The following is a 23431-nucleotide window of genomic DNA, read 5'->3' as shown; positions in this document are numbered from 1 at the left end:
GTCAAAGCGCCTGCAGGCTGATGAGCGTCCAGGGCCCGATCACCCGGAAGGCGGCGTCATGCGCGGCCTCGCCCATGGTGATGCGGCCTTGGCCCTGCGACTCCGCGCCGCCGATCGCCTCTCGGAACCCGGCGAGATCCAGCCCGGAGAGGGCGAAACTCGCGAAGTAGTCGTCGCGCGCCTCGAGGTCGCCCTTCCGCTCGATCGGGATCTGCGTGCGGCTGTCGAAGATCACATGCCCGGTATCGGCCACGATCATCAGCGCGCCATCGGCGCGGTCGGCCATGTGCTGCAGGATCTCTCCATAGGCGGTGAAGGCGTGTTCGTAATGCAGGATCGACCGCTTGTCCCCGTCGACCAGCACCGGCGTCACATAGGCCACGACCCATTTGTCGGCATCCGGCGACAGGTAGATCGGCGAGGTGTAGACCTGCCGGTGGCCGGCCGCGAAGCCGGGGGCGAAAAAGGGCGCATCGGCTTCGTCGGTGGCCAGATCATGCGCGATCTCGTCGCCGACGATGCGCGAGATCTCGGCGCCTTGCGGGTCGATCAGGCACATTTCCTCGACATGGAACTTGTCCTGCGTCGCCAGTGAAACCTGATCGATCCGCGACTTGTGGCGATGCCGGTCGTCATCGTCGTGGGTGTGGAAATAATCCGCGAAGGCCTCGTCCTGGGCGACTGTCACCAAGGCCCTTTGCGCGTTGGAATGCAGCCGCCCGATCGCGGCGGCGGCCCGTTCGGCCAGCGCGTCCATCGCCGCCGCATCGGCCTTGGCCCCGCCCGGCGCGGCCAGCGTCAGCGCAAGCGCCAGACCCGCGCATGTCATTCTGCCTGTAAATGACTGATCCTGCATCGTCCCGATCCTTGTATTCCGTTGCGCCAGCCCGCCAGATCCGCAGGTCTGCGCCGCCCTGTAAACTTCTTGCTAAGAAGTCGGGCATTTCTGAGGCGAACGGATCGCGACTGTTTCGGCTGGTTGGTCAATGGCCGTCTTGCCACAGAACCGTCGAGCGCTTCGGCGGCGCGGTGGACGATGTTGGCCCCGCGGCAGCGATCAGAGCCGGTAGAGCGCCACGGCGGTCCCGCCGAACACGGCCTGCCGGTCCTGCGCGTTCGAGGCGAAGGACCGAGCCATTTCGAACCAGCTTTCGTAGCTGGCCGCGAGGGTCAGGACCGGCCAGTCGCTGCCCCAGATGAGCCGCGAGGGACCGAATTGCGCCAAAAGATGCGCGGCATAGGGCGCCACCTTTGCGCGGCCCGCGCCCGCGCCCGCCTCGGTCAGAAGGCCCGACAATTTGCAGCAGGCCGTCGTCTCCTGGGCCAGCGCCGTCATCTGCGCGGCCCAATCGTCGAAGCTGCCATGGGCGATCTCGGGCTTGGCGCCATGGTCGATCACGCAGCGCAGCGCGGGATGGCGCGCCAGAAGCCGGCGCAGACGTGGCAGGTGCCGGGGCAGCACCAGCGCGTCGAAGGTCAGGTCATGGCGGATCATCGCCTCGAAGGCGGGCGACAGATCGGGGCGCAGCATCCAGTCGTCATCGGCGATGTCCTGGATCATCGGGCGCAGGCCGACCAGCTTGGGATGCGCGGCGAGACGCGCGATCTCGTCGGGCGCATCATGCGCCTCGAAATCGACCCAGCCGACCACGCCGCGCACGAAGGCGGTCTTGGTGGCCAGATCCAGCAGGTATCCGGTTTCGGCCAGCGTCGGTGCCGCCTGCACGAGAACGGTGCCGCCGATCCTGTGGCGCGCGAGATGCGGCTCAAGATCGGACGGGCCGAAATCGCGGTGGATCGGGGCGAGATCCGGCGTCAGCCAGCCATAGTCGCCCCGGTCGAGCCGCCAGAAATGCTGATGCGCGTCGATGATCACCCGATGACGCCCTTCTTGAGGATGATGTTGCCGTAGAGACGGCTCTCGCCCGTTTGCACGATGGCGAAGGCCCTGCGTGCGCGCTCGTAGAAGGCAAAGCGCTCCAACCGGCCCAGCGGCGCAGGGTTGTCCGCCGTCGCCTCGACGATCCGCCCGAACGCCTCCACGACGGGCGGAACGGCGGCCGCATCGCCCACCACCTCCATCACCAGCGCGGGCTCGGCCACGAAGCTGTCGAGCGGCAGCACTTTCAGCACCGCCTCCAGCACCTCGGTGGCCGAGATCCCGTCGAGGCGATGACACCGGGCCCCCAACGCCGTGGCGGGGAAATTGGCGTCGGCGATGACGATATCGTCTCCGTGGCCCATGGCCCGAAGGCTCCACAAAAGATCGGGCGACAGGATCGGGGGGATGTCACGCAGCATGGGGCGTCTCCTCGGGCACGGGCGCATCGGCGCGGATCAACCCCTCGCCCTTCAGGTCGGACCAGAGCGCGGGCGGCACCGGCGTTTGCAGGATCTCGACGTTGCGGCGCACCTCGTCCGCGCTGGAAGCGCCGGGGATCACCGATCTGACCGCCGCATGCGCGAGCGGAAACTGCAGCGCCACGGCGATGAGCGGCGTCGCATGGGCGGTGCAAACCGTCTCGATCCGGCGCACCCGCTCCAGCACCGCCTCGGGCGCTGGCGCATAGTCGTAGCGCGCGCCGGGGGCGGCGCCGATGGCGAGAATGCCCGAGTTGTAGGGCCCGCCCAATATGATCCCGACATCGCGCCTTTCGCAGAGCGGCAGGAAGCTGTCGAGCGCGGTCTGCTCCAGAAGCGTGTAGCGCCCGGCCAGCAGGAAGCCGTCGAACTCCGCCTCGCCCAGAAGCCTCTCGCAGATCTGCCAGGCGTTCACGCCCGCGCCGATCGCCGAAATGCGGCCCGCGTCGCGCAGATCGGTCAGCGCGCGGTAGCCGCCCTCGCTGAAGAGCTGGCGCAGGTTCTCGTCCTCGCCCGCCTGCCCATGCGTGCCCGCGTCGAGATCATGCAGGAACAGCATGTCGATCCGGTCGGTGCCGAGCCGGGCGATGCTGTCCTCGAAGCTGCGCATGATGCCGTCATGGGTGTAGTCGAAGACGATGCGCTTTTGCGGCACGTCGACGAAGGCCTCGGGCGTCACCTCCTCGGGGGCGCAATCGATCAGGAGCCGCCCCACCTTGGTCGAAAGCGTCACCTGATCCGGATCGAAGCGCCGCAGCGCCTCGGCCATCCGCATCTCGGAGCGGCCCAGCCCGTATTGCGGGGCCGTGTCGAAATAGCGGATCCCGGCCGCCCAGGCCGCGTCGAGCGTCTCCTGCGCCGCGCGCTCCTCGATCTTGCGGTAGAGATTGCCCAGGGGCGCCCCGCCGAAGCCCAAGCGCGACAGGTGGACCGGCGAGGGCGTGCGCCCGTTCAGCGGTACGGTGTCCTTGCGTGTCATCATGTCCCTTTCAGCTGGGCCGGAAATATTCGGGGTGGTGAAGTTCGAGCGGTTCGATCCTGTGGATCAGCTGGCGCAGGTGGCGCGACATCGCCGCGCGCGCGGCCTCGGCGTCCCGCGCCTCGATCGCCCGCATGATGGCCCCGTGCTCGTCCAGCGTTTCGGCCGGGCGACCCGCCTCGGGCAGGATCAGCATCCGCGCGCGGCGCAGTTGAAACGACATCTGCCCGACCACGAGCGCCACCTTGGGAAAGCCGGTAAATCCGAGGATCAGCTCGTGAAATTCGAGGTCGGCTTCGAAGAAGCCCTGAAAATCGCCATCCTCGACGAGCAGCCCTTGCAGCTTCAGGTTCCGTGACAGCCGGGCGAGCTGAGCGTCGGTCCGGATCTGCGCGACCCGCGCCACCGCCGCCACCTCCACCGCTTCGCGCAGGAAATTCTCTTCGCGCAGTTCGGTCATCGAAAAGCGCGACACGCGGGTGGCCGATTGCGGAATGATGTCGACAAGCCCGTCAGAGGACAGCCGCCCCAACGCCTCGGCCACGGGCGATCGCGAAACGCCGAGCTGCTCGCACAGCGCGCCCTTGCGCAGCACCGTTCCGGGCGCGAGCGACATGTCGAGGATCGCGTCGCGCAGCGTGACATAGACCCGCTGGCCGAGCGGGCCTTCCATGCCGCCGATATCCAGAGCGGGGTCTGCTTTGGGCATTTCGCACCTCCTAGACTGACATGTTAGTTGACAGATAATTTTAGTAAAGCTAGCAATTTCCCTAACGGAAGCTTTGTTCGCCAGCCAGAGGAGGCGCGACGTGAACCAGCCGCCCAGACTGCTGACCCTCCACCCGCAGGACAATGTCGCGATCGCGCTTGGCGACATCGCGCCCGGGGAGACGCAGGGCGCGCCGCGGCTTCTGCAGCCGGTCGGCCAAGGCCACAAGGTCGCCACAGCACCGATCCGGGCGGGCGAGAACGTGCTGCGCTATGGCCAGATCATCGGTCAGGCCAGGGCCGACATCGCCGTGGGCGAGCATGTCCATGTGCACAACCTGGGCATGGGAGAGCACAGCCGCGACTATGCCCATGCCAGCGAGAACGCGCCCCTCGCCCCGAGCTCCGAGGACCGCAGCTTCATGGGCTATCACCGCGCCGACGGGCGGGTCGGCACGCGCAACTACATCGGCATCCTGACTTCGGTGAACTGCTCGGGCTCGGTCGCCCGCTTCATCGCCGAGGCGGCCGAGACCTCCGGCCTGCTCGACGGTCATGACAACATCGACGGCATCGTGCCGATCACCCATGGCACCGGCTGCGGCATGTCGGGCGAGAACGAGGGCTACGCCACGCTGTTCCGCACGCTGTCGGGCTATGCCCAACACCCCAATTTCGGGGGCATCCTGCTGATCGGTCTGGGTTGCGAGGTGATGCAGATCTCCGATCTCGTCGGCGGGCGTCCGATCCGTGCCGACGGGACGCTGCGCTACATGACGATCCAGCACGAGGGCGGCACCCGCAGGACCATCGAAAAGGGGCTTGAGGAGTTGCGGGGCATCGCAACGCTCGCCAACAAAGCGCGCCGCGCCCCCGCCCCCGTCTCGCATCTCACCGTGGGGATGCAATGCGGCGGATCGGACGGCTATTCGGGCATCACCGCCAACCCCGCGCTCGGCATGGCCTCGGACCTGCTGGTGCGCCATGGCGGCACCACCATCCTGTCGGAAACCTCCGAGATCTACGGCGCCGAGCACCTGCTCACCCGCCGCGCGGCTTCGGTCGAGGTGGGCGAAAAGCTGATCGACCGCATCCGCTGGTGGGAGGATTACACCGCGCGCAACCACGGCGAGATGGACAACAATCCCTCGCCCGGCAACAAGCGCGGCGGGCTGACGACGATCCTCGAAAAATCCCTCGGCGCGGTCGCCAAGAGCGGCAGCGCGCCGCTGACGGAGGTCTATCTCTTCGGCGAGAAGATCGACAAACGCGGCTTCGTCTTCATGGACAGCCCCGGCTTCGACCCCTGCTCGGTCACCGGCCAGATCGCCTCGGGCGCCAACCTCATCGTCTTTACTACCGGGCGCGGCTCGGTCTCGGGCTACATGCCCACGCCCTGCATCAAGATCGCGACCAACTCGGACATGTATCGCCGGATGTCGGAGGATATGGACATCAATTGCGGCGACATCGTCAGCGATGGCGTCGGGCTCGACGAGAAGGGCCGCGAGATTTTCGAGATGCTGATCCGCACCGCCTCCGGCGAGCGGACCCGCAGCGAGACGCTGGGCTTCGGCGGGGTCGAATTCGTGCCATGGCAGATCGGCGCGGTGATGTGAGGCGAAGCATGCGGGGGGAGACGCGATGACGCTGGACGGCAGGATCATGTTGCTCGCAGCAGCGGGTCAGGGCATCGGCGCGGCCAGCGCCTCGGTCCCCGATCCGACGCAGGCGGAACAGGAACTCATCGCCCGCCAGCCGATCGGGTGTCTGGCCATGGTCGAGGATCTGACGCCGACCATCATGCATCTCTTGTCGGACGACAGCCGCTTCGTGACGGGGCAGGCCGCGCCGGTCGATGGAGGCCTCACGATCTGATCGGAACGCCAAGGGTTTGGGAGGGCCTGCGCGGATGAGTTACCTGGTCGAGATGAGGGGGATCGAAAAGCGCTTTCCGGGCGTCCACGCGCTCAGGGGCGTCAATTTCGACCTTCGGGCGGGCGAGGTTCACGCCCTGATGGGCGAGAATGGCGCGGGCAAATCGACGTTGATGAAGATCATGTCGGGCATCTATCCGCGCGACGGCGGCGAGATGTTCGTCGATGGCCGCCCCGCTGCTCCCGACAGCCCGCGCGCCGCCCAAAGGCTGGGGATCGGCATCATCCATCAGGAACTGAGCCTGATGAACGATCTGACGGCGGCGCAGAACGTACTGATCGGGCGCGAGCCGCGCCGCAGCTTCGGGCGGCTCGACGAGGCGGCGCTGAACCGGCGCTGCGAGGAGATCTTTGCCCAGCTTCAGCTCAGGATGGACCCGCGCGCCCCCGTCGGCGCCCAGACCATCGCCCGCCAGCAGCTGATCGAGATCGCCAAGGCGCTGTCCTACGATCCGCGCGTGCTGATCATGGACGAGCCGACGGCCGCGCTCAACGACGCCGAGATCGCCGAGCTGTTTCGCGTGATCGACACCCTCAAAACCAAGGGCGTCGGCATCGTCTACATCAGCCACCGCATGGACGAGATCAAGCGTATCGCCGACCGCGTCACCATCCTGCGCGACGGCGCCCATATCGACACGCTCGACGCCGCCCGGACGCCGCTGTCGCGGATCATCCAGCTGATGGTGGGCCGCGAGGTGACGCAAAGCGCGCCGGTGATCCCCGACACCAGCGCGAGCGCGGTGGCGCTCGAGGTGCGCGGCCTGTCGCGCGGCAAGGAGGTGCGCGACGTCAGCTTTTCGGTGCGCAAGGGCGAGATCCTCGGCTTTGCCGGGCTGATGGGCGCGGGCCGGACCGAGGTGGCGCGGATCATCTTCGGGGCCGATCCACGCGACGCGGGCGAGATCCGCGTCGCGGGCAAGGCGGTCGACATCCGCCACCCGCACGCCGCCGTGCAGGCGGGCATCGGCTATCTGTCCGAGGATCGCAAGCATTTCGGCCTCGCCGTCGACATGAGCGTGCGCGCTAATGTCGCCATGGCCGATCTCGGCCGTTTCACCAACCGCGCGGGTGTGCTCGACGAGGCGGCGATGAAGCGCACGGCGCTCGACTATATCGAACGGCTTGGCATCCGCACCCCCTCGGACGAGCAGGCCGTGCGGCTGCTCTCGGGCGGCAACCAGCAGAAGGTCGTCATCGCCAAGTGGCTTCTGCGCGACTGCGACGTGCTGATCTTCGACGAGCCGACGCGCGGCATCGACGTCGGCGCGAAGTCCGAGATCTATGCGCTGCTCGAAGCGCTGGCCGCGCAGGGCCGCGCGATCATCGTGATCTCGTCCGAACTGCCGGAGGTGATGCGTCTCGCGCACCGCATCGCGGTGATGTGCGAGGGGCGGCTGACCGGCATCCTGCCCGGCGGCGCGGAGACCACCCAGGAACACATCATGGAACTGGCCACGCGGCGCGGATCGGCGCTGACCGGCGCGGAGGAGGCGATATGACCACCCTTTCGACCGATGCCCCCAAATCGGCGCTGTCGCGCCTGCTGATGGCGGTCACGCATCAGAAGCTTCTGGCCTTCGCCAGCCTGATCGTCCTCCTGATCGGCTTCTCGATCGCCTCGCCCAACTTCATGCAGACCTCGAACATGATCGCGATCCTGCAGGCGACGTCGGTCAACGGCGTGCTGGCGATCGCGGTGACGCTGGTGATCATCACCGGCGGCATCGATCTCTCGGTCGGCACCATGATGACCTTCACGGCGGTGATCACCGGCGTGGTGCTGACCTTCCTCGGCCTGCCGCTTCTCTTCGGTGTCATGGCCGCGATCGCGACGGGGGCCTTCTGCGGCTCCTGCTCGGGCACATTCGTGGCCAAGATGAAGATCCCGCCCTTCATCGCCACGCTCGGGATGATGCTGATCCTCAAGGGGCTGAGCCTCGTGATCTCGGGCACGCGGCCGATCTACTTCAACGACACGCCCGGTTTTTCGGAGATCTCGCGCGGCTCGGTTTTGGGCGAGGTGTTTCCCGCCCTGCCGCTGCCCAACGGCGTGCTGATCCTCTTCATCGTCGCCGCCGTGGCGGCCTACATCCTCAACCGCACCGTCCTTGGCCGCTACTGCTTCGCGCTGGGGTCGAACGAGGAATCGGTGCGCCTGTCGGGGGTGAACACCGACCGCTGGAAGATCGCCATCTATGCGCTGGCAGGCGCCATCGTCGGCGTGGCGGGGCTGCTCATCGCCTCGCGGCTCAACTCGGCCCAGCCCGCGCTCGGCCTGGGCTACGAGCTCGAGGCCATCGCCGCGGTGGTGATCGGCGGCACCTCGCTCTCGGGCGGGCGCGGCTCGATCCTGGGCTCCCTCATCGGCGCGCTGATCATGGCGGTGCTGACCAACGGGCTGCGCGTGCTGTCGGTCGCGCAGGAATGGCAGACCGTCGTCACCGGCGCGATCATCATCCTGGCGGTCTATGCCGACATGATGCGCCGCAAGCCGTCCTGAGAGGCGGCGCGATACGACCCCGTCCCGCAACGCGGCCGGGCCAATCACCAACGGAGGAGAACACATCATGCTTTCACGTCGCGCACTCATCGGCGCCCTCGGGCTCACCCTCACCCTCGGCGCGGCCCCCGCCGCCCAGGCCCAGGACGGCGAGGTCTTCATTCCCCTGATCTCCAAGGGTTTCCAGCACCAGTTCTGGCAGGCGGTCAAAACCGGCGCCGATCAGGCAGCCGAGGAGATGGGCGTCCGCATCACCTTTGAAGGCCCCGACAACGAGACCATGGTGGACCGCCAGATCGACATGCTCGCCGCGGCACTGGCCAACAACCCCGGCGCCATCGGCTTTGCCGCCCTCGACAGCCAGGCCGCGATCCCGCTGCTGCGTCAGGCCGACGAGGCGGGCATCCCGGTCATCGCCTTCGACAGCGGCGTCGACAGCGACATCCCCGCCACCACCACCACCACCGACAACGTCGCCGCCGCGAGCCTCGCGGCCGACAAGATGGCCGAGATCATCGGCGGGGCGGGCAAGGTCGCCGTCGTCGCGCATGACCAGACGAGCCGCACCGGTATCGACCGCCGCGACGGCTTCCTGAACCGCATGGAGAGCGAATACCCCGAGATCGAGGTGGTGAGCGTGCAATACGGCGCGGGCGACCAGCTGCAATCGACCGAGGTCGCCAAGGCGATCCTCACCGCCAACCCCGATCTGAACGGCATGTTCGGCACCAACGAAGGCTCCGCCATCGGCATCGTCAACGCCGTGCGCGAGATGGGCACCGACGAGGTGACCGTCATCGGCTACGATTCCGGCAAGGCGCAGACCGACGCGATCCGCAGCGGCGAGATGGCCGGCGCGATCACGCAAAACCCGGTCGGCATCGGCTATGAGACCGTGAAGGCCGCCATCGCCGCGATGAACGGCGAGGAGCTGCCCGAGGTGGTCGACACCGGCTTCTACTACTACGACCAGTCGAACATCGACGACGAAGAGATCCAAGCCGTGCTCTACGACTGATCCCGTTCCTCGCGCGGCCCGCTTCGGGCCGCGCGTCGTTTCCCTCCGTAAGACAATGCCACTGACCGCCCGCGCTTTCGAGGCCCTGATCCTCGTATATGCTTCAAGACGAGTTGCATGTCGCAATCCACGCGAGATAGACGACCGGCATTGCCAACGCCCTTTCGCATGTTAGGAAAAACGGGCAACCGGGGGGGCAAGATGAGCGACGGTGATCAGCGACGTGCGACCATTCAGGATCATGCCGCCTTTCTCGAAGGCAGGCATGATTTTCAGGTCGATATCGAAAGGCTCGCCACGAGCGATCTCGTCGGCACCATCCTTGAGACCGTCATGTTCGCCACGAACAGCCGCTTTGCCGCCGTCGCCCGCGTGACGGAGGATCGCTGGGTCGCCTGCCGGACGGTGGACGAGGTGAATTTCGGCATGTCCGAAGGCGACGAGATCGAGATCGGCTCGACCTTCTGCCGGTCGGTGCGCGAGACTTCGGAGCCGGTGCTCTTCAACGACGTGGCCACCGACGAAACCTATCGCAACCACCCCATCGCGACCGGTTTCGGCATCGTCAGCTATGCCTCGATCCCGATCCGCCGCGCCGATGGCAGCTTTTTCGGGACGCTCTGCGCCATCGACACCGAGCCGCGCGACATCAAGCATCCCCGTGCGGTGGCGATGCTGGAGATGTTCGCGAGGATCATCGGCCAAGGGCTGGAAACCGAGGAGCGCCTGGTCGCGCAGGAGCGGCTCGTCGCGCAGGAGCGCGAGATGGCGCGCATCCAGGAAGAGTTCATCGCCGTCCTCGGCCACGATCTTCGCAATCCAGTGGCCGCGCTCGATGCTGGCCTGCGCCAGCTCGACAAGGAGCCGCAGTCCGAAAAGGCGCGCCGCGTCCTGCCGCTCATGCGCGCTTCGCTGCGGCGGGCTAGCGATCTGATCGACAACATCATGCTGCACGCCAAGGCCCGGCTGGGCGGCGGCATCCGGGCACTCGCCACGCCGGACGCGCCGCTCGCCCAAGCCCTCGCCGAGGTCGTCGAGGAGATCCGCGTTGCGGCGCCCGAACATCGGATCGATCTCGCACTCTCGTTCGACCACCCCCTTTGCTGCGATGCGCCGCGCATCGCGCAGGCGGTCTCGAACCTGTTGTCGAACGCGCTGCGTCACGGCACGCCGGGCCACCCGATCGAGGTCCGGGGCGCCATCCGCGACGGCGAGGCGGTGATCACCGTCGCCAATCATGGCAAGCCGATCCCCGAGGATCTGCGCGAAAAGCTGTTCGAGCCCTACCAGCGCGGTGTCGAGACCCGCGGCGAGGGGTTGGGCCTCGGGCTCTACATCGCCGCCTCCATCGCCGCCGCCCATGGCGGCCGGATCGAGCTGCGCTGCGAAGACGGGATCACCAGCTTCGCGCTTCACCTGCCGATCCTGCCGCCGCCCGGCTGAGCGGCCCCGCCCCCGGCTTCAGGCGTCGAAGCGGATCTGCACCTTGATCGCGCGGCCACGGTCGCCGGCCAGCTCGAACCCCGCGCGGGCCTCGTCGAGCCCGACCGTATGTGTCAGCAGCGGGGCGACGTCGATCCGCCCGGCCCGCATCGCGGCCACGCCTTCGGCGAACTCCTCGTGAAAGCGGAAGGAGCCGCGCAGGTCGAGCTCCTTGGTCGTGACCAGCCCCATCGGCAGCGACATGTCCCCGCCCAACCCAAGCTGCACCACCACCCCGCGCGGGCGCATCGCCGCCAGCGCCGGTGCGATGGCCGCCGCCGCTCCGCTGCACTCGAACAACACGTCGAAGCTGCCCTTGCCTTGGGCATAGCCCGACATCGCCTCGGGGTCGGTGCGGCTGTTGATGGTGACATCGGCGCCGATCCGGCGCGCCGTCCCGAGCGTGAAGTCGCTCAGATCGGTCGCCACGATCTCGCCCGCGCCCGCATGGCGCGCGGCAAGGATCGACAAGAGCCCGATCGGCCCGCAGCCGGTCACCAGAACCCGCTTGCCCAACAGCTCGCCCGCCCGGCGCGCGGCGTGCAGCGTCACCGCCAGCGGCTCGGCCATGGCCGCCTCCTCCGGCGTCAGCCCGTTCGCCGGCACGCATTGCGCGGCATCGGCGACAAGCTCCTGCCGGAACGCGCCCTGAACATGCGGAAACGGCATGGCAGAGCCATAAAAGCGCATGTTCTCGCAATGGTTCAGACGGCCCGCATGACATTGCGCGCAGCCGCCGCAGGGCCGCGAGGGCGAGACGGCGACGAGATCGCCGACCGACAGCCCGCGCACATCCGCGCCGCATTCCACGACCCGGCCCGACACCTCGTGTCCGAGGATCATCGGTTCGCGCAGGCGCACCGCGCCAAAGCCGCCATGCGAGAAATAATGCAGGTCCGAACCGCAGATCCCGCCCCGCGCGATCGCCACGCGGACCTGATCCGCGCCGGGCGTCTCACCGGGCCGCTCCTCGATCCGCAGGTCGCCCGCGGCATGGATGACGACGGCCTTCATCGCACGCACCGGCTTGGGCGGCGCTGGCAGGCTCTGGTCAGGGATATGAACGGCTGGTGCATGGGCCCTCTCCTTGGAATGCGCGGGTGTCCGGATCATCCGGCACGCGGCCGGACCCGGTTCGCCCTAGATTGTCATGGACCATTGTTATCGATAACATGGGTCGCGACAACCCTCATGTCCACATTGTCGGGAGAGCCGGATGACCCAAGACAAAGCCTATCTGGAAACCATGTTCGGCCTGCGCGGCCAACGCGCGCTGATCACCGGCTCCTCGCAGGGGATCGGCCTCGCGCTGGCGCGCGGGCTGGCGCAGGCCGGCGCGCAGGTTGTGCTCAACGGTCGCGACGCGGCGCGGTTGGAGCAGGCCCGCGAGACCCTCGCCGCCGAGCTGCCCGAGGCCGAGATCACCACGCTGGTCTTCGACGCGACCCGCCACGACGATGTGCGTGCCGCGATCGACGGGTTCGAGGCGCGCACGGGCACCATCGACATCCTCGTCAACAATGCGGGTATGCAGCACCGCACCCCGCTCGAGGATTTCCCCGCCGATCGCTTCGAGGCACTGCTGCAGACCAATATCGCCTCGGTCTTTCACGTGGGCCAGGCGGTGGCGCGCCACATGATCGGGCGCGGGCGCGGCAAGATCATCAACATCTGCTCGGTGCAGACCGCCCTCGCCCGTCCCGGCATCGCGCCCTATACCGCGACCAAGGGCGCCGTGGCCAACCTCACGAAAGGCATGGCGACCGACTGGGCCCGGCATGGCCTGCAATGCAATGCCATCGCGCCGGGGTATTTCGACACGCCGCTCAACGCCGCGCTGGTCGCCGATCCGGAGTTCTCCGGCTGGCTCGAAAAGCGCACCCCGGCAGGGCGCTGGGGCAAGGTCGATGAGCTGGTCGGCGCCTGCGTGTTCCTGTCCTCCGGGGCGTCGAGCTTCGTCAACGGCCATGTGCTCTATGTCGACGGCGCGATCAGCGTCTCGCTCTGAGCCGGTCCGACCGCAGGAGCCCGACATGACACCCAAGCCCGCCCGCGGCGCGGCGATCCGGATGGCCGACGTCGCCCGCGCGGTCGGGGTCTCGGCGATGACGGTCTCGCGCGCCTTCAAGGGGGATGAAAGCGTTAACCCGCAGACCCGAGACAGGATCCTGCGAAAGGCCGAAGAGCTGGGCTATGTCTTCGACGCGCGGGCCGCGAACCTGCGCCAGAACCGGACCGGCTTCGTCGCCGTCACCGTGCCGGCGCTCAACAGCGCCAATTTCGCCGAGACCGTTCGCGCGCTGACCGAAGGGCTGGCGCGCGAGGGGCTGCAGATCCTCTTGGCCAACACCGAATACGACCCCGTCGAGGAAGAGGCCGCCATCGCGCAGCTCTTGCGCCGCAAGCCCGAGGCGGTGGTGCTGACCGGCGGCCAGCACACGCCGCGCACGCGGCAGATGCTGGCCGCCTCGGGCCTGCCGATCGTGCAGCTTTGGGATCTGCCCGAGAACCCGCTCAATCATGTCGTGGGCTTTTCCAACGCCGCCTCGATCGGCCTGCTGGTCGAACATCTCGTCGCGCGCGGTCGCCGCCGCATCGGCTTTCTGGGTGGCGATTCCGAACGCGATCCGCGCGGGCGGCAGCGCCGGGCGGGCTTTGTCGCGGCGATGGCGCGCCATGGTCTCGGGGCCGACCGGCTGGCCCCGCTGGGCGAGCCGCCGATCGCCATGGCGGCCGGAGCGCAGGCGCTCGACGCACTGCTTGCGCGATATCCCGACACCGACGCCGTGATCGGTGTCTCGGACCTCGTGGCCTTCGGCGCGTTGGCCGAATGCCAGCGGCGCGGGATCGAGGTGCCCGGCGCGCTGGCGCTGGCGGGGTTCGGCAATTACGAGATCGGCGCGGTCTGCGCGCCGCGCCTGACCACCGTCGATGTCCATGCGGGCCGGATCGGCGCCGAGGCCGCGATGCTGGTGGCGGGGCTTTTGAACGGGCAGGCCGCCCACCCGCCCCGGCGCGTCGTCCTTCCGCCCGAATTGATCATCCGCGAAACCACCCCCGCCTTGCGCTGAGCCCGCCGCATGAAGAGGCCCGCCCCCTTGCCGAGGGGGGCGGGCCTACGCTTGCCACGTTCGGGCGTCTCAGTAGATGGCGATCGCCGGGAACATGATCAGCACCGCGACGGCCAGCGCCTGCATCGCGATGAAGGGCAGGAGCGATTTGAAGATGTCGCCGAGCGAGATGTCGGGCGGCGCCACCGATTTGAGGTAGAAGGCGGCCGGACCGAAGGGCGGCGACAGGAAGCTCATCTGCATGTTCATGCAGAACACCACCCCGAACCAGACCGGATCATAGCCCATCGAGGTGATGATCGGCACGAAGATCGGCATGGTCAAAAGCGCGATCCCGACCCAGTCGAGGAACATGCCCAAGATGAACAGCAGCGCCATCATGAACAGCAGCACGATCACCGGCTCGTCCGAGATGCCCGTGATCATCGCCGAGACGAACTTGATCCCGCCCATCAGGTTGAACACGCCCACCAGCGCGGTCGCGCCGATGCCGATCCATACGATCATGCCCACGGTCTGAAGCGTCTGCAGCGCCGCGGCCTTCATCAGCCCGAAGGTGAACTCGCCCCGGATCATCGTCGAAAGCGTGACGCCCAGCACGCCGACGGCCGAAGCCTCGGTCACGCTTGCGATGCCGCCATAGATCGAGCCCAGCACCCCGATCACCACGAGGATCGGCAGGAACAGCCCCTTGGCGAGACGCAGCTTCTCGGCGGTGGAGGCGCGCGGTCCCTCGACCACCGGGGCCACGGCCGGGTTGATGTAGGCGCGGATCAGCACATAGGCCACGTAAAAGCCCGCCAGCATCAGCCCCGGCACGAAGGCCGCGGTGAACAGATCGCCGATCGAGACGTTGGCGGTCAGGCCATAGATGATCAGCACGATCGAGGGCGGCACCATGGTGCCCAATGCCCCGCCCGCGCAGACCACGCCGATGGCGAGGTTCTTGTCATAGCCGAGCCGCAGCATCTGAGGCAGCGCGATCAGCCCCAGGAGCACCACCTCGCCGCCGATGATCCCCGACATCGCCGCGAGGATGACGGCCACGAGGATCGTCTGGATCGCGATACCGCCCCTGAGCCGCCCGCCGAACAGGCGCATCGCGTCGAACAGGTCGCGCGCGATGCCCGATCGGTCGAGGATCGCGGCCATCAGCACGAACATCGGCACCGAGACGAAGACGAAGGAGGAGACGAAGGAATAGACACGGGAGGTAATCAGCGGCACTGCCATCGGGCCGAACCAGCCCAGGGCGAAGACGAGCGCGACCAGAAGCGTGACATAGGCCAGCGGAATCCCGGTGACGAGCAGCACCAGCAGCATGGCGAACATGAGGCCGGTGGCCCCCTCGATCCCCAGGCCTTGGATGGATCCGAAAAACTCCATCACCGGCGCCCCCGCGCATAATTCACCGCGAGGATCGCGAACTGGACCGTCATGATGCCCAGGACGAGCATGAGAAACACCTTGATCGCGCCCGGATAGACCGGGTCCCAGGCGCTGCCCGAGCGCTCCAACCTGAAATCGCCGGCGGGGGTGAAGGCCGCGCGGCTCACCATGATCCAGGCCGCCCAGGTGAACATCGCCGCCGCGAGACCGCAGACGATGGAGATCACCACGTCGAAGGCGCGACGCAGCTTCGGGCCGAGCTGGTCGTAGATCAGCACCACGCGGATATGGCTGTCTCGCGCGGTGCAGTAGAGCCCGCCGAAGACGAAGGCCACGCCCGACAGGAACACGGTCGTCTCATGCGCCCAGATCGTGGGCCGGTTGAAGAAGTAGCGCAGCACCACCTCCTGGATCAGGATCAGCATGGCGATGATGATGCCGATCGCGAAGACGATGCCGACCCGGTCGATGGCGCGGCCGAGCCAGCCCGCCTCGGGGATGGGCCCGCCTTCGTCTCGGGGCGGCGTGATGTCGGTGTGATCTTCTGTCACTGGCCTTGTCCCTCGTTGTCCAAGTTCTTGCAAAGACGCCCGGACCTGACGGTCCGGGCGTCGGTCGGATATGGCCGGGCGGTGCCGGGCCTACTCGGCGATCAGCCCGTTCTCGGTCAGGTAGCCGGTCAGCGTGTCATAGACCTTCTGCGCGTTCTCGGAGCGCGCGGCGACCTTCTCCCATTCGCCCATGGCGATCTGGCGGAACTTGGCGCGCTCCTCCTCGGACCAGTCATGCACGGTGATCTCGCCAGAGGCCTTCGCCTCCTCGACGGCCTCCTGATCGGCCGCCTTGAGCGAGGAGATCTGGTTCTGGGCGAACTGCTTGACCGACTCCTCCATGATCCCTTGGAGATCCTCGGGCAGCTCGTCCCACTTGCCCTCGTTCATCGACACCTCGACCAGCGGCATCGAGTGGAAGCCCGGATAGACCGGGTGCGAGGCCACGTCGTGCATGCCCTGCGCGTGGTTGACCGAGAACACCGAGTAGTCGGCCGCGTCGATCACGCCCTTGTCGAGAGAGGTGAAGACCTCCGAGCCCGGCAGGTTCACAGGGGCCGCACCCGCGGCGGCAAAGACCTGCTGCACCAGCCCCTCTGGCGCGCGCAGCTTGAGCCCCTTGAGATCGTCGACCCCCTCGAGCGGCACGTTCGACACGAAGGCCTCGAGGCCCGGCGTGCTGACGCCGATGAACTCCAGCCCGTAGGGCGACAGAAGTTCGTCCATCAGCGCGTGGCCGCCGCCCTGCTCGATGAAGTCGAACATCTGCTGCGGATCGCCCCAGGCGCCGACCGGGTTGGCGATCAGGCCGAAGGCCGGGTCCTTGCCCGAGAAATACGAGGTGTCGGTGATGTGCCCGTCGAGGATGCCCGCGGCGATCGCGTCCTGCGTCTCGTTATGTGCGACGATCGAGTCGACCGGCAGCAGCTCGACGCTGACGCGGCCATCGGTCATCTCGCCCACGCTCTCGGCCCACTGCTTTTGCAGTTCGAAGTTGGGGTTGCCCGCCGGGTCCGAAGACTGGAAGCGGAAGCTGTAATCCTGCGCGATCGCGGCACCCGACAGGGTGAGCGCCGCGGCGAGGGTGATGGTGAAGGTCTTGGTCATGGTGTCCTCCTCGGGGTGTGTGTCTGCCCGGACCCATCGGGTCCTCCCTGCAGACGGGATGAAAGTGCGGTGAAGGCCGCCTCGAGCACCTCTTCGGGCGAAGGTGCCACGGAGACGCGGATCGCCCCCTCCTCGGGGGCGGGCGGCTCCAGCGTCGCGAACTGGCTGTCGAGCAGCGAGACCGGCATGTAATGCCCCTCGCGCTGCGCCATGCGCCCGCGCAAAAGCGCGTGATCGCCTTCGAGATAGACGATGGGAAACTCTCCCAGCCGCGCGCGCAGCCGGTCGCGGTACACCTGCTTGAGCGCCGAACAGGCCACGACGGCGAAAGGCTCGGTCGTGGCCATGGTCTCGGCCACGGCGTCGAGCCAGCCCCAGCGCAGCGCGTCGGTCAAAGGCTCGCCGCGCGCCATGGCGGCGACGTTTTCCTCGGGATGCAGATCGTCGGCATCGACATAGACGCCGCCCAGACGCTCCGCGAGGCCGCGTGCCACGGTGCTTTTGCCCGCGCCACTCACGCCCATCACCAGAACCGGTTCCTGTCCTTCGCGCATGCCGCCTCCCTTGTCGCAGCCCGCCTCCCCGGCTACGATGACAGCGCTATCATTAGATGACAGCGCTGTCATCCGTCAAGTGGGGGGATCAAAATGGCGAAACGGGTGACCTTGGCCGAAGTCGCGGCGCAGGCGGGGGTCTCGCCGATCACGGTCAGCCGGGCGCTGCGCCGCCCCGACACGGTGCAGCCCGACACCCGCGCGCGCATCGACGCCGCCGTGGCGGCGCTCGGCTACGTGCCCGACCCCGCCGCCCGCACGCTGGCCACCGGCCGCGCCGACGTGATCGGCGTGTTGATCCCCTCGGCCACCAACGCGGTCTTCACCGACGTGCTCTCCGGGCTTTACGAGGAACTCTCCGAGACCCGCTTCGACGTGCAATACGGCATCACCCGCTACGAGCCCGCGACCGAAGAAAAGCTGCTCGGCGTGTTCCTGCGCCAGCGCCCCGCCGGTCTCATCGTCGCGGGCATCGATCAGACCCCGGCGGCGCGGCGGCTGCTCGAACGCGCCGATTGCCCGGTGGTGCAGGTCATGGAGATCGGCCCCGACCCGGTCGACATGATGGTGGGGTTCTCGCATCACGACGCGGCGGCGGCGGCGACCCGGCACCTGATCGCCCAAGGCTACCGCTGTCCGGGATTTCTCGGCGCGCGGATGGACCCGCGCACGCAACGCCGATTCGCGGGGTTTCGCGCCGAGGCCGAGGCAGCAAGCTGCTTCGAGCCCGAGCGCTGCGAGACGACCGAAACCCCTTCGAGCGTCGGCGTCGGAGCGGCGCTCCTGCGCGCCCTGCTCGCTCGGCGGCCCGAAACGGATGCGGTGTTCTGCAACAATGACGATCTTGCCATGGGCGCGCTGTTCGAGGCGATGCGTCTGGGGCGCACCGTGCCGGACCAACTCGGGATCTGCGGCTTCAACGACCTGGAAATGATGCACGCCGCCGAGCCTGCGCTCACTTCGGTGCGCACCAACCGCTTCGAGATGGGGGTGGAGGCAGCGCGGATGATCCGTGCCCGGCTCGAAGGCCATGACCCCGGCCCGGCGCTGGTCGATCTGGGCGCACGGGTGCAGGCGCGACGCAGCACCGGTGGTCCATGCTGAACCGGCGCGCCCCGAGCAGGGCGCGCCGATGCGGTCTCAGTCGTCGAGCGCGCCCTTGGCTTCGCCCTTGAGGTTCTGGCCGTGACCCTTGAGCTTCTGGGCCTTGCCCTCCTCCTGAAGATCCTTGTTGTCCGTGGCCTCGCCGATCTTGTCCTTGGCAGCGCCGACGGTCTTGTTCGCGGCACCCTTGGCCTTGTCTTCGCTCTCGCTCATGTCGTGATCCTCGCTGATGTGGTGCGGGCGGCGGCCCTTCGGTCTCCTGCCCCGCTTGGACACCAAACGCGCCGCCCAGCCATTCGGTCCATCTCTTTCCGTGCGGTGGCCTCCGCCGTCCACCTCAGCGCGCTGAGGGTCCGCACGTGATCCTGCATTTCACTATCCTGATCGCGAAGATTGCAGTTTTGGCATGCCAAAACTTTGACATGTCAGAATTAGCCGGTTAACGATTGGGATGCACCCGGCGTGGTGTAGAGGGAATCAGGGAGGAGACTTGAAGATGCTGATGAAAACGACGGCGCTGCTCGCCACCATCGCGGCCCCCATCATGGCCCCCGTCGCGGTCCTCGCGCAGGAGGCTTATCCGGACGGCACCATCGAGGTGGTCACGCATTCGGGTGCCGGTGGCGGCACCGACACGACCGCTCGCATGATGATCGCCTCGGTCGCGCCGGTGCTTGACACCGACATGGTCATCGCCAGCCGGCAGGGGGGATCGGGCGCGGTGTCGATGGAGTATCTGGATCGGCAGCCCGCCGACGGTCACTCCATCCTCGTCTGGACCACCGGCCACGCCGTGACCCAGGCCAAGAACGGTGCCAGCGGCGCAGAGGGGCTGATCCCGATCGCGCGCGGCACCAATGATCCGCAGGTGCTGATGACCAAATGCGGCGTCCACGAGGATGCACAGGCCTTCCTCGACGCCCAGAAGCAGGAGTCGATGTCCTACGGCGTTACCCATGTCGCCAATATCGACGACGTCTCGGCCTTCATGTTCGCCAAGGCGGCGGGGCTGGCGCAGCCCGACATCATCCCCTTCGAGGGCGGCGGCGACCTGCTGACCAACCTCGTCGGCGGCAATGTCGATATCGCGGTGCTGAACTACGGCGAGGCGGTGGCCCAGATCGACGCGGGCGAGGTCTGCCCGATGGTCGTGATGGGGTCGGAGCGCCTCGCCACGGCGCCCGACACCCCGACCACCGCCGATCTTGGCATCGACGCCGATTTCGCCACCGTGCGCGGCTTTGCGGTCAAGGAGGGCACGCCCGACGCGGTGGTCGAGCAGATCCGCGCGGCGATGATGGAGGGCATGAAATCGCCCGAATATCTCGAATTCCTCGAAAGCCAAGGCCTCGACGAAAGCTCGGTCGCGGATGCCGAGGTCTGGGGCGCGCAGATGGACACGTCGGTCGCGCGGATGCGCGAGGCGCTGGTCGAGCTGGGCTATATCGACGGCTGAGGCGGCCCGCCGGACGGCCGCCCGGGAGGGGCGGCCGTCGCGGTCCATTCACCCCGGGGGAGGAGCACCGTCATGGGGACCCGACTTTCGACAATCCTGCCGCTGATCGCCTGCGCGCTGATCGCGGGCCTCGCCTATGGCTGGTCCTACACCTTCAAGGACGTGCCGCCGATGCTGATCCGGGGCTTTCAGCCGGGTGCGTTTCCGCGGCTGGTGGCGGGCATCATCATCGCGCTGTCGCTCCTTGGCCTGTGGCACGCGTGTCATGCGGGGGACGATCGGCCCGACGCGCTGCCGCGCGAGTTTCATCTCTCGGTGCTGATGCTCGGTCTGTTCGGCGGGCTGGTGCTGCTCGGCGATTTCCTGTTCGCGCTGATGATCGGCTGCGCCGGTCTCGCATGGTGCTGGGGCGAAAGGCGGGTGCCGGTGCTTCTGGCCCTCGGCCTCGTGGCGCCTGTCGTGGTGGTGCTGTTCTTCGACGCCGCCTTTCAGGTCCGCTTTCCGCGCGGCTTTCTCATCAACCTCTATTACGGGTAGGCGCGACATGGGCGATATCCTCTCGGGGCTTCTGGCCCTTGGCGACCCGAAGCTTCTCTTGCTCATCGTCGCCACGACGCTGGCGGGCACGGTGATCGGGGTTCTGCCGGGGCTCAACGCCACCACCGGCGCGGCGCTGATGCTGCCCTTCACCCTGACCATGGACCCGATTTCGGCCACGGTCGTTCTGGCGACCATCTACGGCTCCGCCACCTTCGCGGGCGCGATCACCGCGATTTTGATCAACACGCCGGGCACCTCGGCCTCGGCCACCACCTGCCTCGACGGTTATCCTCTGGCGCTGCGCGGCGAAGCGGGCCGCGCGCTTGGCGTCGCGACCATCGCCTCGACCTTCGGCGGGCTGGTGTCGATCGGGTTTCTCTTCGTCGCAGCCCCGCTGATGGCGCGGCTCGCCTATGATTTCGGCCCGCCCGAATACTTCGCGCTGACGCTGTTCGGCCTGTCGATGCTGGCGACGATCGGCGGCGGCTCGGCGGTCAGGAACCTGATCGCGGGCGCCTTCGGCGTGCTGCTTGCCACGGTCGGGGTCGACCTGCTCACCGGCGTAGAGCGCTACACCTTCGGCACCCATGCGCTCTATGACGGGATCGGTTTCGTGCCGGTGATGATCGGCATCTTCGGCATCGCCGAGCTCTTGCGCCAATCGACCCAGCTCGACCAAGAGCGTCACCTCGTCGCGATGAGCGCGGTCAAGCTGCCCGGCTGGGCCGACATCCGCCGCATCCGCACCACGGTGCTGCGCTCCACCGGCATCGGCACCTTCATCGGCGTGCTGCCCGCCGAGGGCGCGACCATCGCCTCGATGATCTCCTACAACGAGGCGCGGCGCTGGTCGCCGAACCGCGACAATTTCGGCAATGGCGAGATCGAGGGCATCGCCGCCTCGGAGGCGGCCAACAACGCGGCCATCGGCGGCTCGCTGGTGCCGACGCTGGCGCTCGGCATTCCCGGCAGCCCGACCGCGGCGATCATCCTCGCGGGGCTTCTGACCCAAGGGCTGCAGCCCGGCCCGATGCTTTTCGCCGAGCAGGGCGAGTTCCTCGGCGTGATCTTCGCGGCACTTCTGGTCGCCAACCTCCTGTTCATTGCCGTGGGTCTGGGCGGCGCGCCGATCTTCGCGCGGATCACCACCATCCCGGTGCGCATCCTGTGGCCGCTGGTGTTCCTGTTTTCGATCGTCGGCGCCTATGCGATCCGGCAATCGCAGGTCGACGTGATCATCGCGCTCGCCTTCGGGGTGATCGGCCATCTGATGATCCGCCACGGCTTCTCGGTCGTCTCGCTGGCCATCGGGCTGGTGCTGGGCGCCATGGTCGAACAGCGGCTCGGCCAATCGGTCGCGATGTTTCGCGGCGAATGGTGGATGCTCTTCACCCGGCCCATCGCGCTCACCTTCTTCGCGCTGACCCTGCTCGCGCTTTTTGGCGCGCAGGCCACCCACCTCATCCGCAAGATCACACGAAAGGAGATCGCGTCGTGACCAAGATCACCTCGATCCGCACCCGCGTCTGGCACTGGACCGGGCCGACCGTCCCGCCGCAGGGCAATTTCTGCACCAACGCCTCGGACGCGCTCTACGAGAAGGGCGACGCCATGTCCTCGTTCCGGTTTCACCAATGGCTGACCGTCGAGGTGGAATGCGATGACGGCACCGTCGGCATCGGCAACGCGGCACTGGCCCCCACGGTGGTCAAAAAGGCGATCGACGACTGGTACGCGCCGCTGGTGATCGGCGAGGACCCGTTCGACTATGCCTATATCTGGGAAAAGATGTATCGCCGCACCCATGCCTGGGGCCGCAAGGGCATCGGCATGACCGCGATCTCGGCGATCGACATCGCGATCTGGGACGCGATGGGCAAACTCACCGGCAAACCGGTCTTCAAGCTGTTGGGCGGCCGCACCAAGGAAAAGATCCCGGTCTACTACTCCAAGCTCTATGCCCGCGACATCGCCGCGATGCAGGCTGAGGCCGAAGAGGCCATGGCCCATGGCTACACCGCCTACAAGTCGCGCTTTGGCTATGGCCCCAAGGACGGGATGCCGGGCATGCGCGAGAACCTCAAGCGCGTCGAGGCGCTGCGCGAGGTGATCGGCTGGGACAACGACCTCATGCTCGAATGCTACATGGGCTGGACCCTCGACTACGCCAAGCGGATGCTGCCCAAGCTCGCGAAATACGAGCCGCGCTGGCTCGAGGAGCCGGTGATCGCCGACGACGTGGCGGGCTATGCCGAGCTGAACGCCATGAACATCGTGCCGATCTCGGGCGGCGAACACGAGTTCTCGGTGATGGGCTGCGCCGACCTGTTGCGCCGCGGCGCGGTCAGCGTGCTGCAATACGACACCAACCGCGTGGGCGGCATCACCGCGGCCCAGAAGATCAACGCCATCGCCGAGGCGTTCCAGGTGCCGGTGATCCCGCATGCGGGGCAGATGCACAACTATCACCTGAGCATGGCCAACGCGAACTGCCCCATCGCCGAATACTTCCCGGTCTTCGACGTCGAGGTCGGCAACGAGCTGTTCTACTACATCTTCGAGGGCGACCCGGAGGCGAAGGACGGCTTTTTGCAGCTCGACGACGACATGCCGGGTCTGGGCATCTCGATCAGCGACCGGCATCTCCACAACTTCCGGATCGAGGAGTGAA

General features: G+C 67.4%; 24 protein-coding genes. 13 read left to right on the top strand and 11 right to left on the bottom strand.

What is annotated here, in order from left to right:
- Nucleotide 1: 1 nt before the first annotated feature.
- The 5 genes from ACJASC_RS10945 to ACJASC_RS10925 all read right to left on the bottom strand — a co-directional run bounded on the left by ACJASC_RS10945 (nucleotide 2) and on the right by ACJASC_RS10925 (nucleotide 4049).
- Entirely contained in the window at nucleotides 2–829 is an 828-nt protein-coding gene (locus ACJASC_RS10945) for a hypothetical protein (RefSeq protein WP_415145966.1), read from the bottom strand.
- A 228-nt stretch (nucleotides 830–1057) separates the two neighbouring features.
- Entirely contained in the window at nucleotides 1058–1876 is an 819-nt protein-coding gene (locus ACJASC_RS10940; protein WP_415145964.1) for an amidohydrolase family protein, read from the bottom strand.
- Entirely contained in the window at nucleotides 1873–2301 is a 429-nt protein-coding gene (locus ACJASC_RS10935) for an RbsD/FucU family protein (RefSeq protein ID WP_415145962.1), read from the bottom strand. Before ACJASC_RS10935 ends, ACJASC_RS10940 begins: the two co-directional genes overlap by 4 nt.
- On the bottom strand, nucleotides 2291–3340 hold the full coding sequence (locus ACJASC_RS10930; protein WP_415145989.1) for an aldo/keto reductase: 1050 nt from the start codon (nucleotides 3338–3340) through the stop codon (nucleotides 2291–2293). Before ACJASC_RS10930 ends, ACJASC_RS10935 begins: the two co-directional genes overlap by 11 nt.
- A 10-nt stretch (nucleotides 3341–3350) precedes the next feature.
- The gene (locus ACJASC_RS10925) at nucleotides 3351–4049 is read right to left on the bottom strand and encodes a GntR family transcriptional regulator (RefSeq protein WP_415145960.1); all 699 of its coding nucleotides are present in this window, start codon (nucleotides 4047–4049) and stop codon (nucleotides 3351–3353) included.
- A 100-nt stretch (nucleotides 4050–4149) separates the two neighbouring features.
- Between ACJASC_RS10925 and ACJASC_RS10920 the strand changes: the two genes are divergently transcribed.
- The 6 genes from ACJASC_RS10920 to ACJASC_RS10895 all read left to right on the top strand — a co-directional run bounded on the left by ACJASC_RS10920 (nucleotide 4150) and on the right by ACJASC_RS10895 (nucleotide 10949).
- A complete protein-coding gene (locus ACJASC_RS10920) occupies nucleotides 4150–5667 on the top strand; it encodes a UxaA family hydrolase (RefSeq protein ID WP_415145958.1) in 1518 nt (505 codons plus the stop codon).
- A 25-nt stretch (nucleotides 5668–5692) separates the two neighbouring features.
- Nucleotides 5693–5926: an SDR family oxidoreductase gene (locus ACJASC_RS10915; protein ID WP_415145956.1), complete on the top strand. Its 234-nt coding sequence runs from the start codon at nucleotides 5693–5695 to the stop codon at nucleotides 5924–5926.
- A gap of 52 nt (nucleotides 5927–5978) precedes the next feature.
- Nucleotides 5979–7487 (top strand): sugar ABC transporter ATP-binding protein, encoded by a 1509-nt coding sequence (locus ACJASC_RS10910; protein WP_415145954.1) that lies wholly within the window; start codon nucleotides 5979–5981, stop codon nucleotides 7485–7487.
- Entirely contained in the window at nucleotides 7484–8488 is a 1005-nt protein-coding gene (locus tag ACJASC_RS10905) for an ABC transporter permease (RefSeq protein WP_021694589.1), read from the top strand. Before ACJASC_RS10910 ends, ACJASC_RS10905 begins: the two co-directional genes overlap by 4 nt.
- A gap of 67 nt (nucleotides 8489–8555) precedes the next feature.
- Entirely contained in the window at nucleotides 8556–9506 is a 951-nt protein-coding gene (locus ACJASC_RS10900) for an ABC transporter substrate-binding protein (RefSeq protein WP_415145952.1), read from the top strand.
- A gap of 201 nt (nucleotides 9507–9707) precedes the next feature.
- Nucleotides 9708–10949, top strand: a complete 1242-nt coding sequence (locus ACJASC_RS10895; RefSeq protein WP_415145950.1) for a GAF domain-containing sensor histidine kinase — start codon at nucleotides 9708–9710, stop codon at nucleotides 10947–10949.
- Nucleotides 10950–10967: 18 nt separating this feature from the next.
- Here the strand turns inward: ACJASC_RS10895 and ACJASC_RS10890 are convergent, their stop codons facing one another.
- The gene (locus tag ACJASC_RS10890; protein ID WP_415145987.1) at nucleotides 10968–12002 is read right to left on the bottom strand and encodes an L-idonate 5-dehydrogenase; all 1035 of its coding nucleotides are present in this window, start codon (nucleotides 12000–12002) and stop codon (nucleotides 10968–10970) included.
- A 202-nt stretch (nucleotides 12003–12204) separates the two neighbouring features.
- Here ACJASC_RS10890 and ACJASC_RS10885 point away from each other — a divergent pair, with 202 nt between their 5' ends.
- Together ACJASC_RS10885 and ACJASC_RS10880 are read left to right on the top strand one after the other, a co-directional pair.
- On the top strand, nucleotides 12205–12996 hold the full coding sequence (locus ACJASC_RS10885; RefSeq protein ID WP_415145948.1) for an SDR family oxidoreductase: 792 nt from the start codon (nucleotides 12205–12207) through the stop codon (nucleotides 12994–12996).
- A gap of 25 nt (nucleotides 12997–13021) precedes the next feature.
- Nucleotides 13022–14059 (top strand): LacI family DNA-binding transcriptional regulator, encoded by a 1038-nt coding sequence (locus ACJASC_RS10880; RefSeq protein ID WP_415145946.1) that lies wholly within the window; start codon nucleotides 13022–13024, stop codon nucleotides 14057–14059.
- Between the two features lie 69 nt (nucleotides 14060–14128).
- On the opposite strand, the gene ACJASC_RS10875 is transcribed toward ACJASC_RS10880, so the two are convergent.
- From ACJASC_RS10875 to ACJASC_RS10860, 4 genes are all read right to left on the bottom strand, one after another.
- Complete coding sequence (locus tag ACJASC_RS10875) at nucleotides 14129–15445, bottom strand: TRAP transporter large permease (RefSeq protein WP_021694583.1); 1317 nt, start codon at nucleotides 15443–15445, stop codon at nucleotides 14129–14131.
- A complete protein-coding gene (locus tag ACJASC_RS10870; RefSeq protein WP_415145944.1) occupies nucleotides 15445–15999 on the bottom strand; it encodes a TRAP transporter small permease subunit in 555 nt (184 codons plus the stop codon). Before ACJASC_RS10870 ends, ACJASC_RS10875 begins: the two co-directional genes overlap by 1 nt.
- 90 nt (nucleotides 16000–16089) lie before the next feature.
- Complete coding sequence (locus tag ACJASC_RS10865) at nucleotides 16090–17106, bottom strand: TRAP transporter substrate-binding protein (RefSeq protein ID WP_415145942.1); 1017 nt, start codon at nucleotides 17104–17106, stop codon at nucleotides 16090–16092.
- Nucleotides 17103–17660 carry a gluconokinase gene (locus tag ACJASC_RS10860; protein WP_415145940.1) on the bottom strand — a complete coding sequence of 186 codons (558 nt, stop codon included), beginning with the start codon at nucleotides 17658–17660 and terminating at the stop codon, nucleotides 17103–17105. Before ACJASC_RS10860 ends, ACJASC_RS10865 begins: the two co-directional genes overlap by 4 nt.
- A 93-nt stretch (nucleotides 17661–17753) precedes the next feature.
- On the opposite strand from ACJASC_RS10860, the gene gntR reads away from it, so the two are divergent.
- Entirely contained in the window at nucleotides 17754–18764 is a 1011-nt protein-coding gene (gene gntR / locus ACJASC_RS10855; RefSeq protein WP_415145938.1) for an HTH-type transcriptional regulator GntR, read from the top strand.
- Nucleotides 18765–18800: 36 nt separating this feature from the next.
- Here the strand turns inward: gntR and ACJASC_RS10850 are convergent, their stop codons facing one another.
- Nucleotides 18801–18977, bottom strand: a complete 177-nt coding sequence (locus ACJASC_RS10850; RefSeq protein WP_415145936.1) for a CsbD family protein — start codon at nucleotides 18975–18977, stop codon at nucleotides 18801–18803.
- 283 nt (nucleotides 18978–19260) lie between these two features.
- Here ACJASC_RS10850 and ACJASC_RS10845 point away from each other — a divergent pair, with 283 nt between their 5' ends.
- From ACJASC_RS10845 to ACJASC_RS10830, 4 genes are all read left to right on the top strand, one after another.
- A complete protein-coding gene (locus tag ACJASC_RS10845) occupies nucleotides 19261–20220 on the top strand; it encodes a Bug family tripartite tricarboxylate transporter substrate binding protein (RefSeq protein WP_415145934.1) in 960 nt (319 codons plus the stop codon).
- A gap of 72 nt (nucleotides 20221–20292) precedes the next feature.
- Nucleotides 20293–20757: a tripartite tricarboxylate transporter TctB family protein gene (locus ACJASC_RS10840; RefSeq protein ID WP_415145932.1), complete on the top strand. Its 465-nt coding sequence runs from the start codon at nucleotides 20293–20295 to the stop codon at nucleotides 20755–20757.
- Nucleotides 20758–20764: 7 nt separating this feature from the next.
- Nucleotides 20765–22258: a tripartite tricarboxylate transporter permease gene (locus tag ACJASC_RS10835; protein WP_021694575.1), complete on the top strand. Its 1494-nt coding sequence runs from the start codon at nucleotides 20765–20767 to the stop codon at nucleotides 22256–22258.
- Nucleotides 22255–23430, top strand: coding sequence for an L-rhamnonate dehydratase (locus tag ACJASC_RS10830; protein ID WP_415145929.1), 1176 nt, complete (start codon nucleotides 22255–22257; stop codon nucleotides 23428–23430). Before ACJASC_RS10835 ends, ACJASC_RS10830 begins: the two co-directional genes overlap by 4 nt.
- The last annotated feature ends 1 nt before the right edge of the window (nucleotide 23431 follow it).

This window comes from Limimaricola cinnabarinus, assembly GCF_047631075.1.
Classification (GTDB): domain Bacteria; phylum Pseudomonadota; class Alphaproteobacteria; order Rhodobacterales; family Rhodobacteraceae; genus Limimaricola; species Limimaricola cinnabarinus.
The sequence above is the reverse complement of the archived record's forward strand: the minus strand, read 5'-3'. Positions and strand labels throughout refer to the sequence as shown.

Coding starts and splice junctions, on each gene's coding strand:
- ACJASC_RS10915 (WP_415145956.1), top strand. CDS start 5,693: ATGACGCTGGACGGCAGGATCATGTTGCTCGCAGCAGCGGGTCAGGGC.
- ACJASC_RS10885 (WP_415145948.1), top strand. CDS start 12,205: ATGACCCAAGACAAAGCCTATCTGGAAACCATGTTCGGCCTGCGCGGC.
- ACJASC_RS10880 (WP_415145946.1), top strand. CDS start 13,022: ATGACACCCAAGCCCGCCCGCGGCGCGGCGATCCGGATGGCCGACGTC.
- ACJASC_RS10840 (WP_415145932.1), top strand. CDS start 20,293: ATGGGGACCCGACTTTCGACAATCCTGCCGCTGATCGCCTGCGCGCTG.
- ACJASC_RS10935 (WP_415145962.1), bottom strand. CDS start 2,301: ATGCTGCGTGACATCCCCCCGATCCTGTCGCCCGATCTTTTGTGGAGC.
- ACJASC_RS10945 (WP_415145966.1), bottom strand. CDS start 829: ATGACATGCGCGGGTCTGGCGCTTGCGCTGACGCTGGCCGCGCCGGGC.
- ACJASC_RS10850 (WP_415145936.1), bottom strand. CDS start 18,977: ATGAGCGAGAGCGAAGACAAGGCCAAGGGTGCCGCGAACAAGACCGTC.
- ACJASC_RS10910 (WP_415145954.1), top strand. CDS start 5,979: ATGAGGGGGATCGAAAAGCGCTTTCCGGGCGTCCACGCGCTCAGGGGC.
- ACJASC_RS10925 (WP_415145960.1), bottom strand. CDS start 4,049: ATGCCCAAAGCAGACCCCGCTCTGGATATCGGCGGCATGGAAGGCCCG.
- gntR (WP_415145938.1), top strand. CDS start 17,754: ATGGCGAAACGGGTGACCTTGGCCGAAGTCGCGGCGCAGGCGGGGGTC.
- ACJASC_RS10890 (WP_415145987.1), bottom strand. CDS start 12,002: ATGAAGGCCGTCGTCATCCATGCCGCGGGCGACCTGCGGATCGAGGAG.
- ACJASC_RS10905 (WP_021694589.1), top strand. CDS start 7,484: ATGACCACCCTTTCGACCGATGCCCCCAAATCGGCGCTGTCGCGCCTG.
- ACJASC_RS10835 (WP_021694575.1), top strand. CDS start 20,765: ATGGGCGATATCCTCTCGGGGCTTCTGGCCCTTGGCGACCCGAAGCTT.
- ACJASC_RS10860 (WP_415145940.1), bottom strand. CDS start 17,660: ATGCGCGAAGGACAGGAACCGGTTCTGGTGATGGGCGTGAGTGGCGCG.
- ACJASC_RS10875 (WP_021694583.1), bottom strand. CDS start 15,445: ATGGAGTTTTTCGGATCCATCCAAGGCCTGGGGATCGAGGGGGCCACC.
- ACJASC_RS10895 (WP_415145950.1), top strand. CDS start 9,708: ATGAGCGACGGTGATCAGCGACGTGCGACCATTCAGGATCATGCCGCC.
- ACJASC_RS10930 (WP_415145989.1), bottom strand. CDS start 3,340: ATGACACGCAAGGACACCGTACCGCTGAACGGGCGCACGCCCTCGCCG.
- ACJASC_RS10900 (WP_415145952.1), top strand. CDS start 8,556: ATGCTTTCACGTCGCGCACTCATCGGCGCCCTCGGGCTCACCCTCACC.
- ACJASC_RS10865 (WP_415145942.1), bottom strand. CDS start 17,106: ATGACCAAGACCTTCACCATCACCCTCGCCGCGGCGCTCACCCTGTCG.
- ACJASC_RS10845 (WP_415145934.1), top strand. CDS start 19,261: ATGCTGATGAAAACGACGGCGCTGCTCGCCACCATCGCGGCCCCCATC.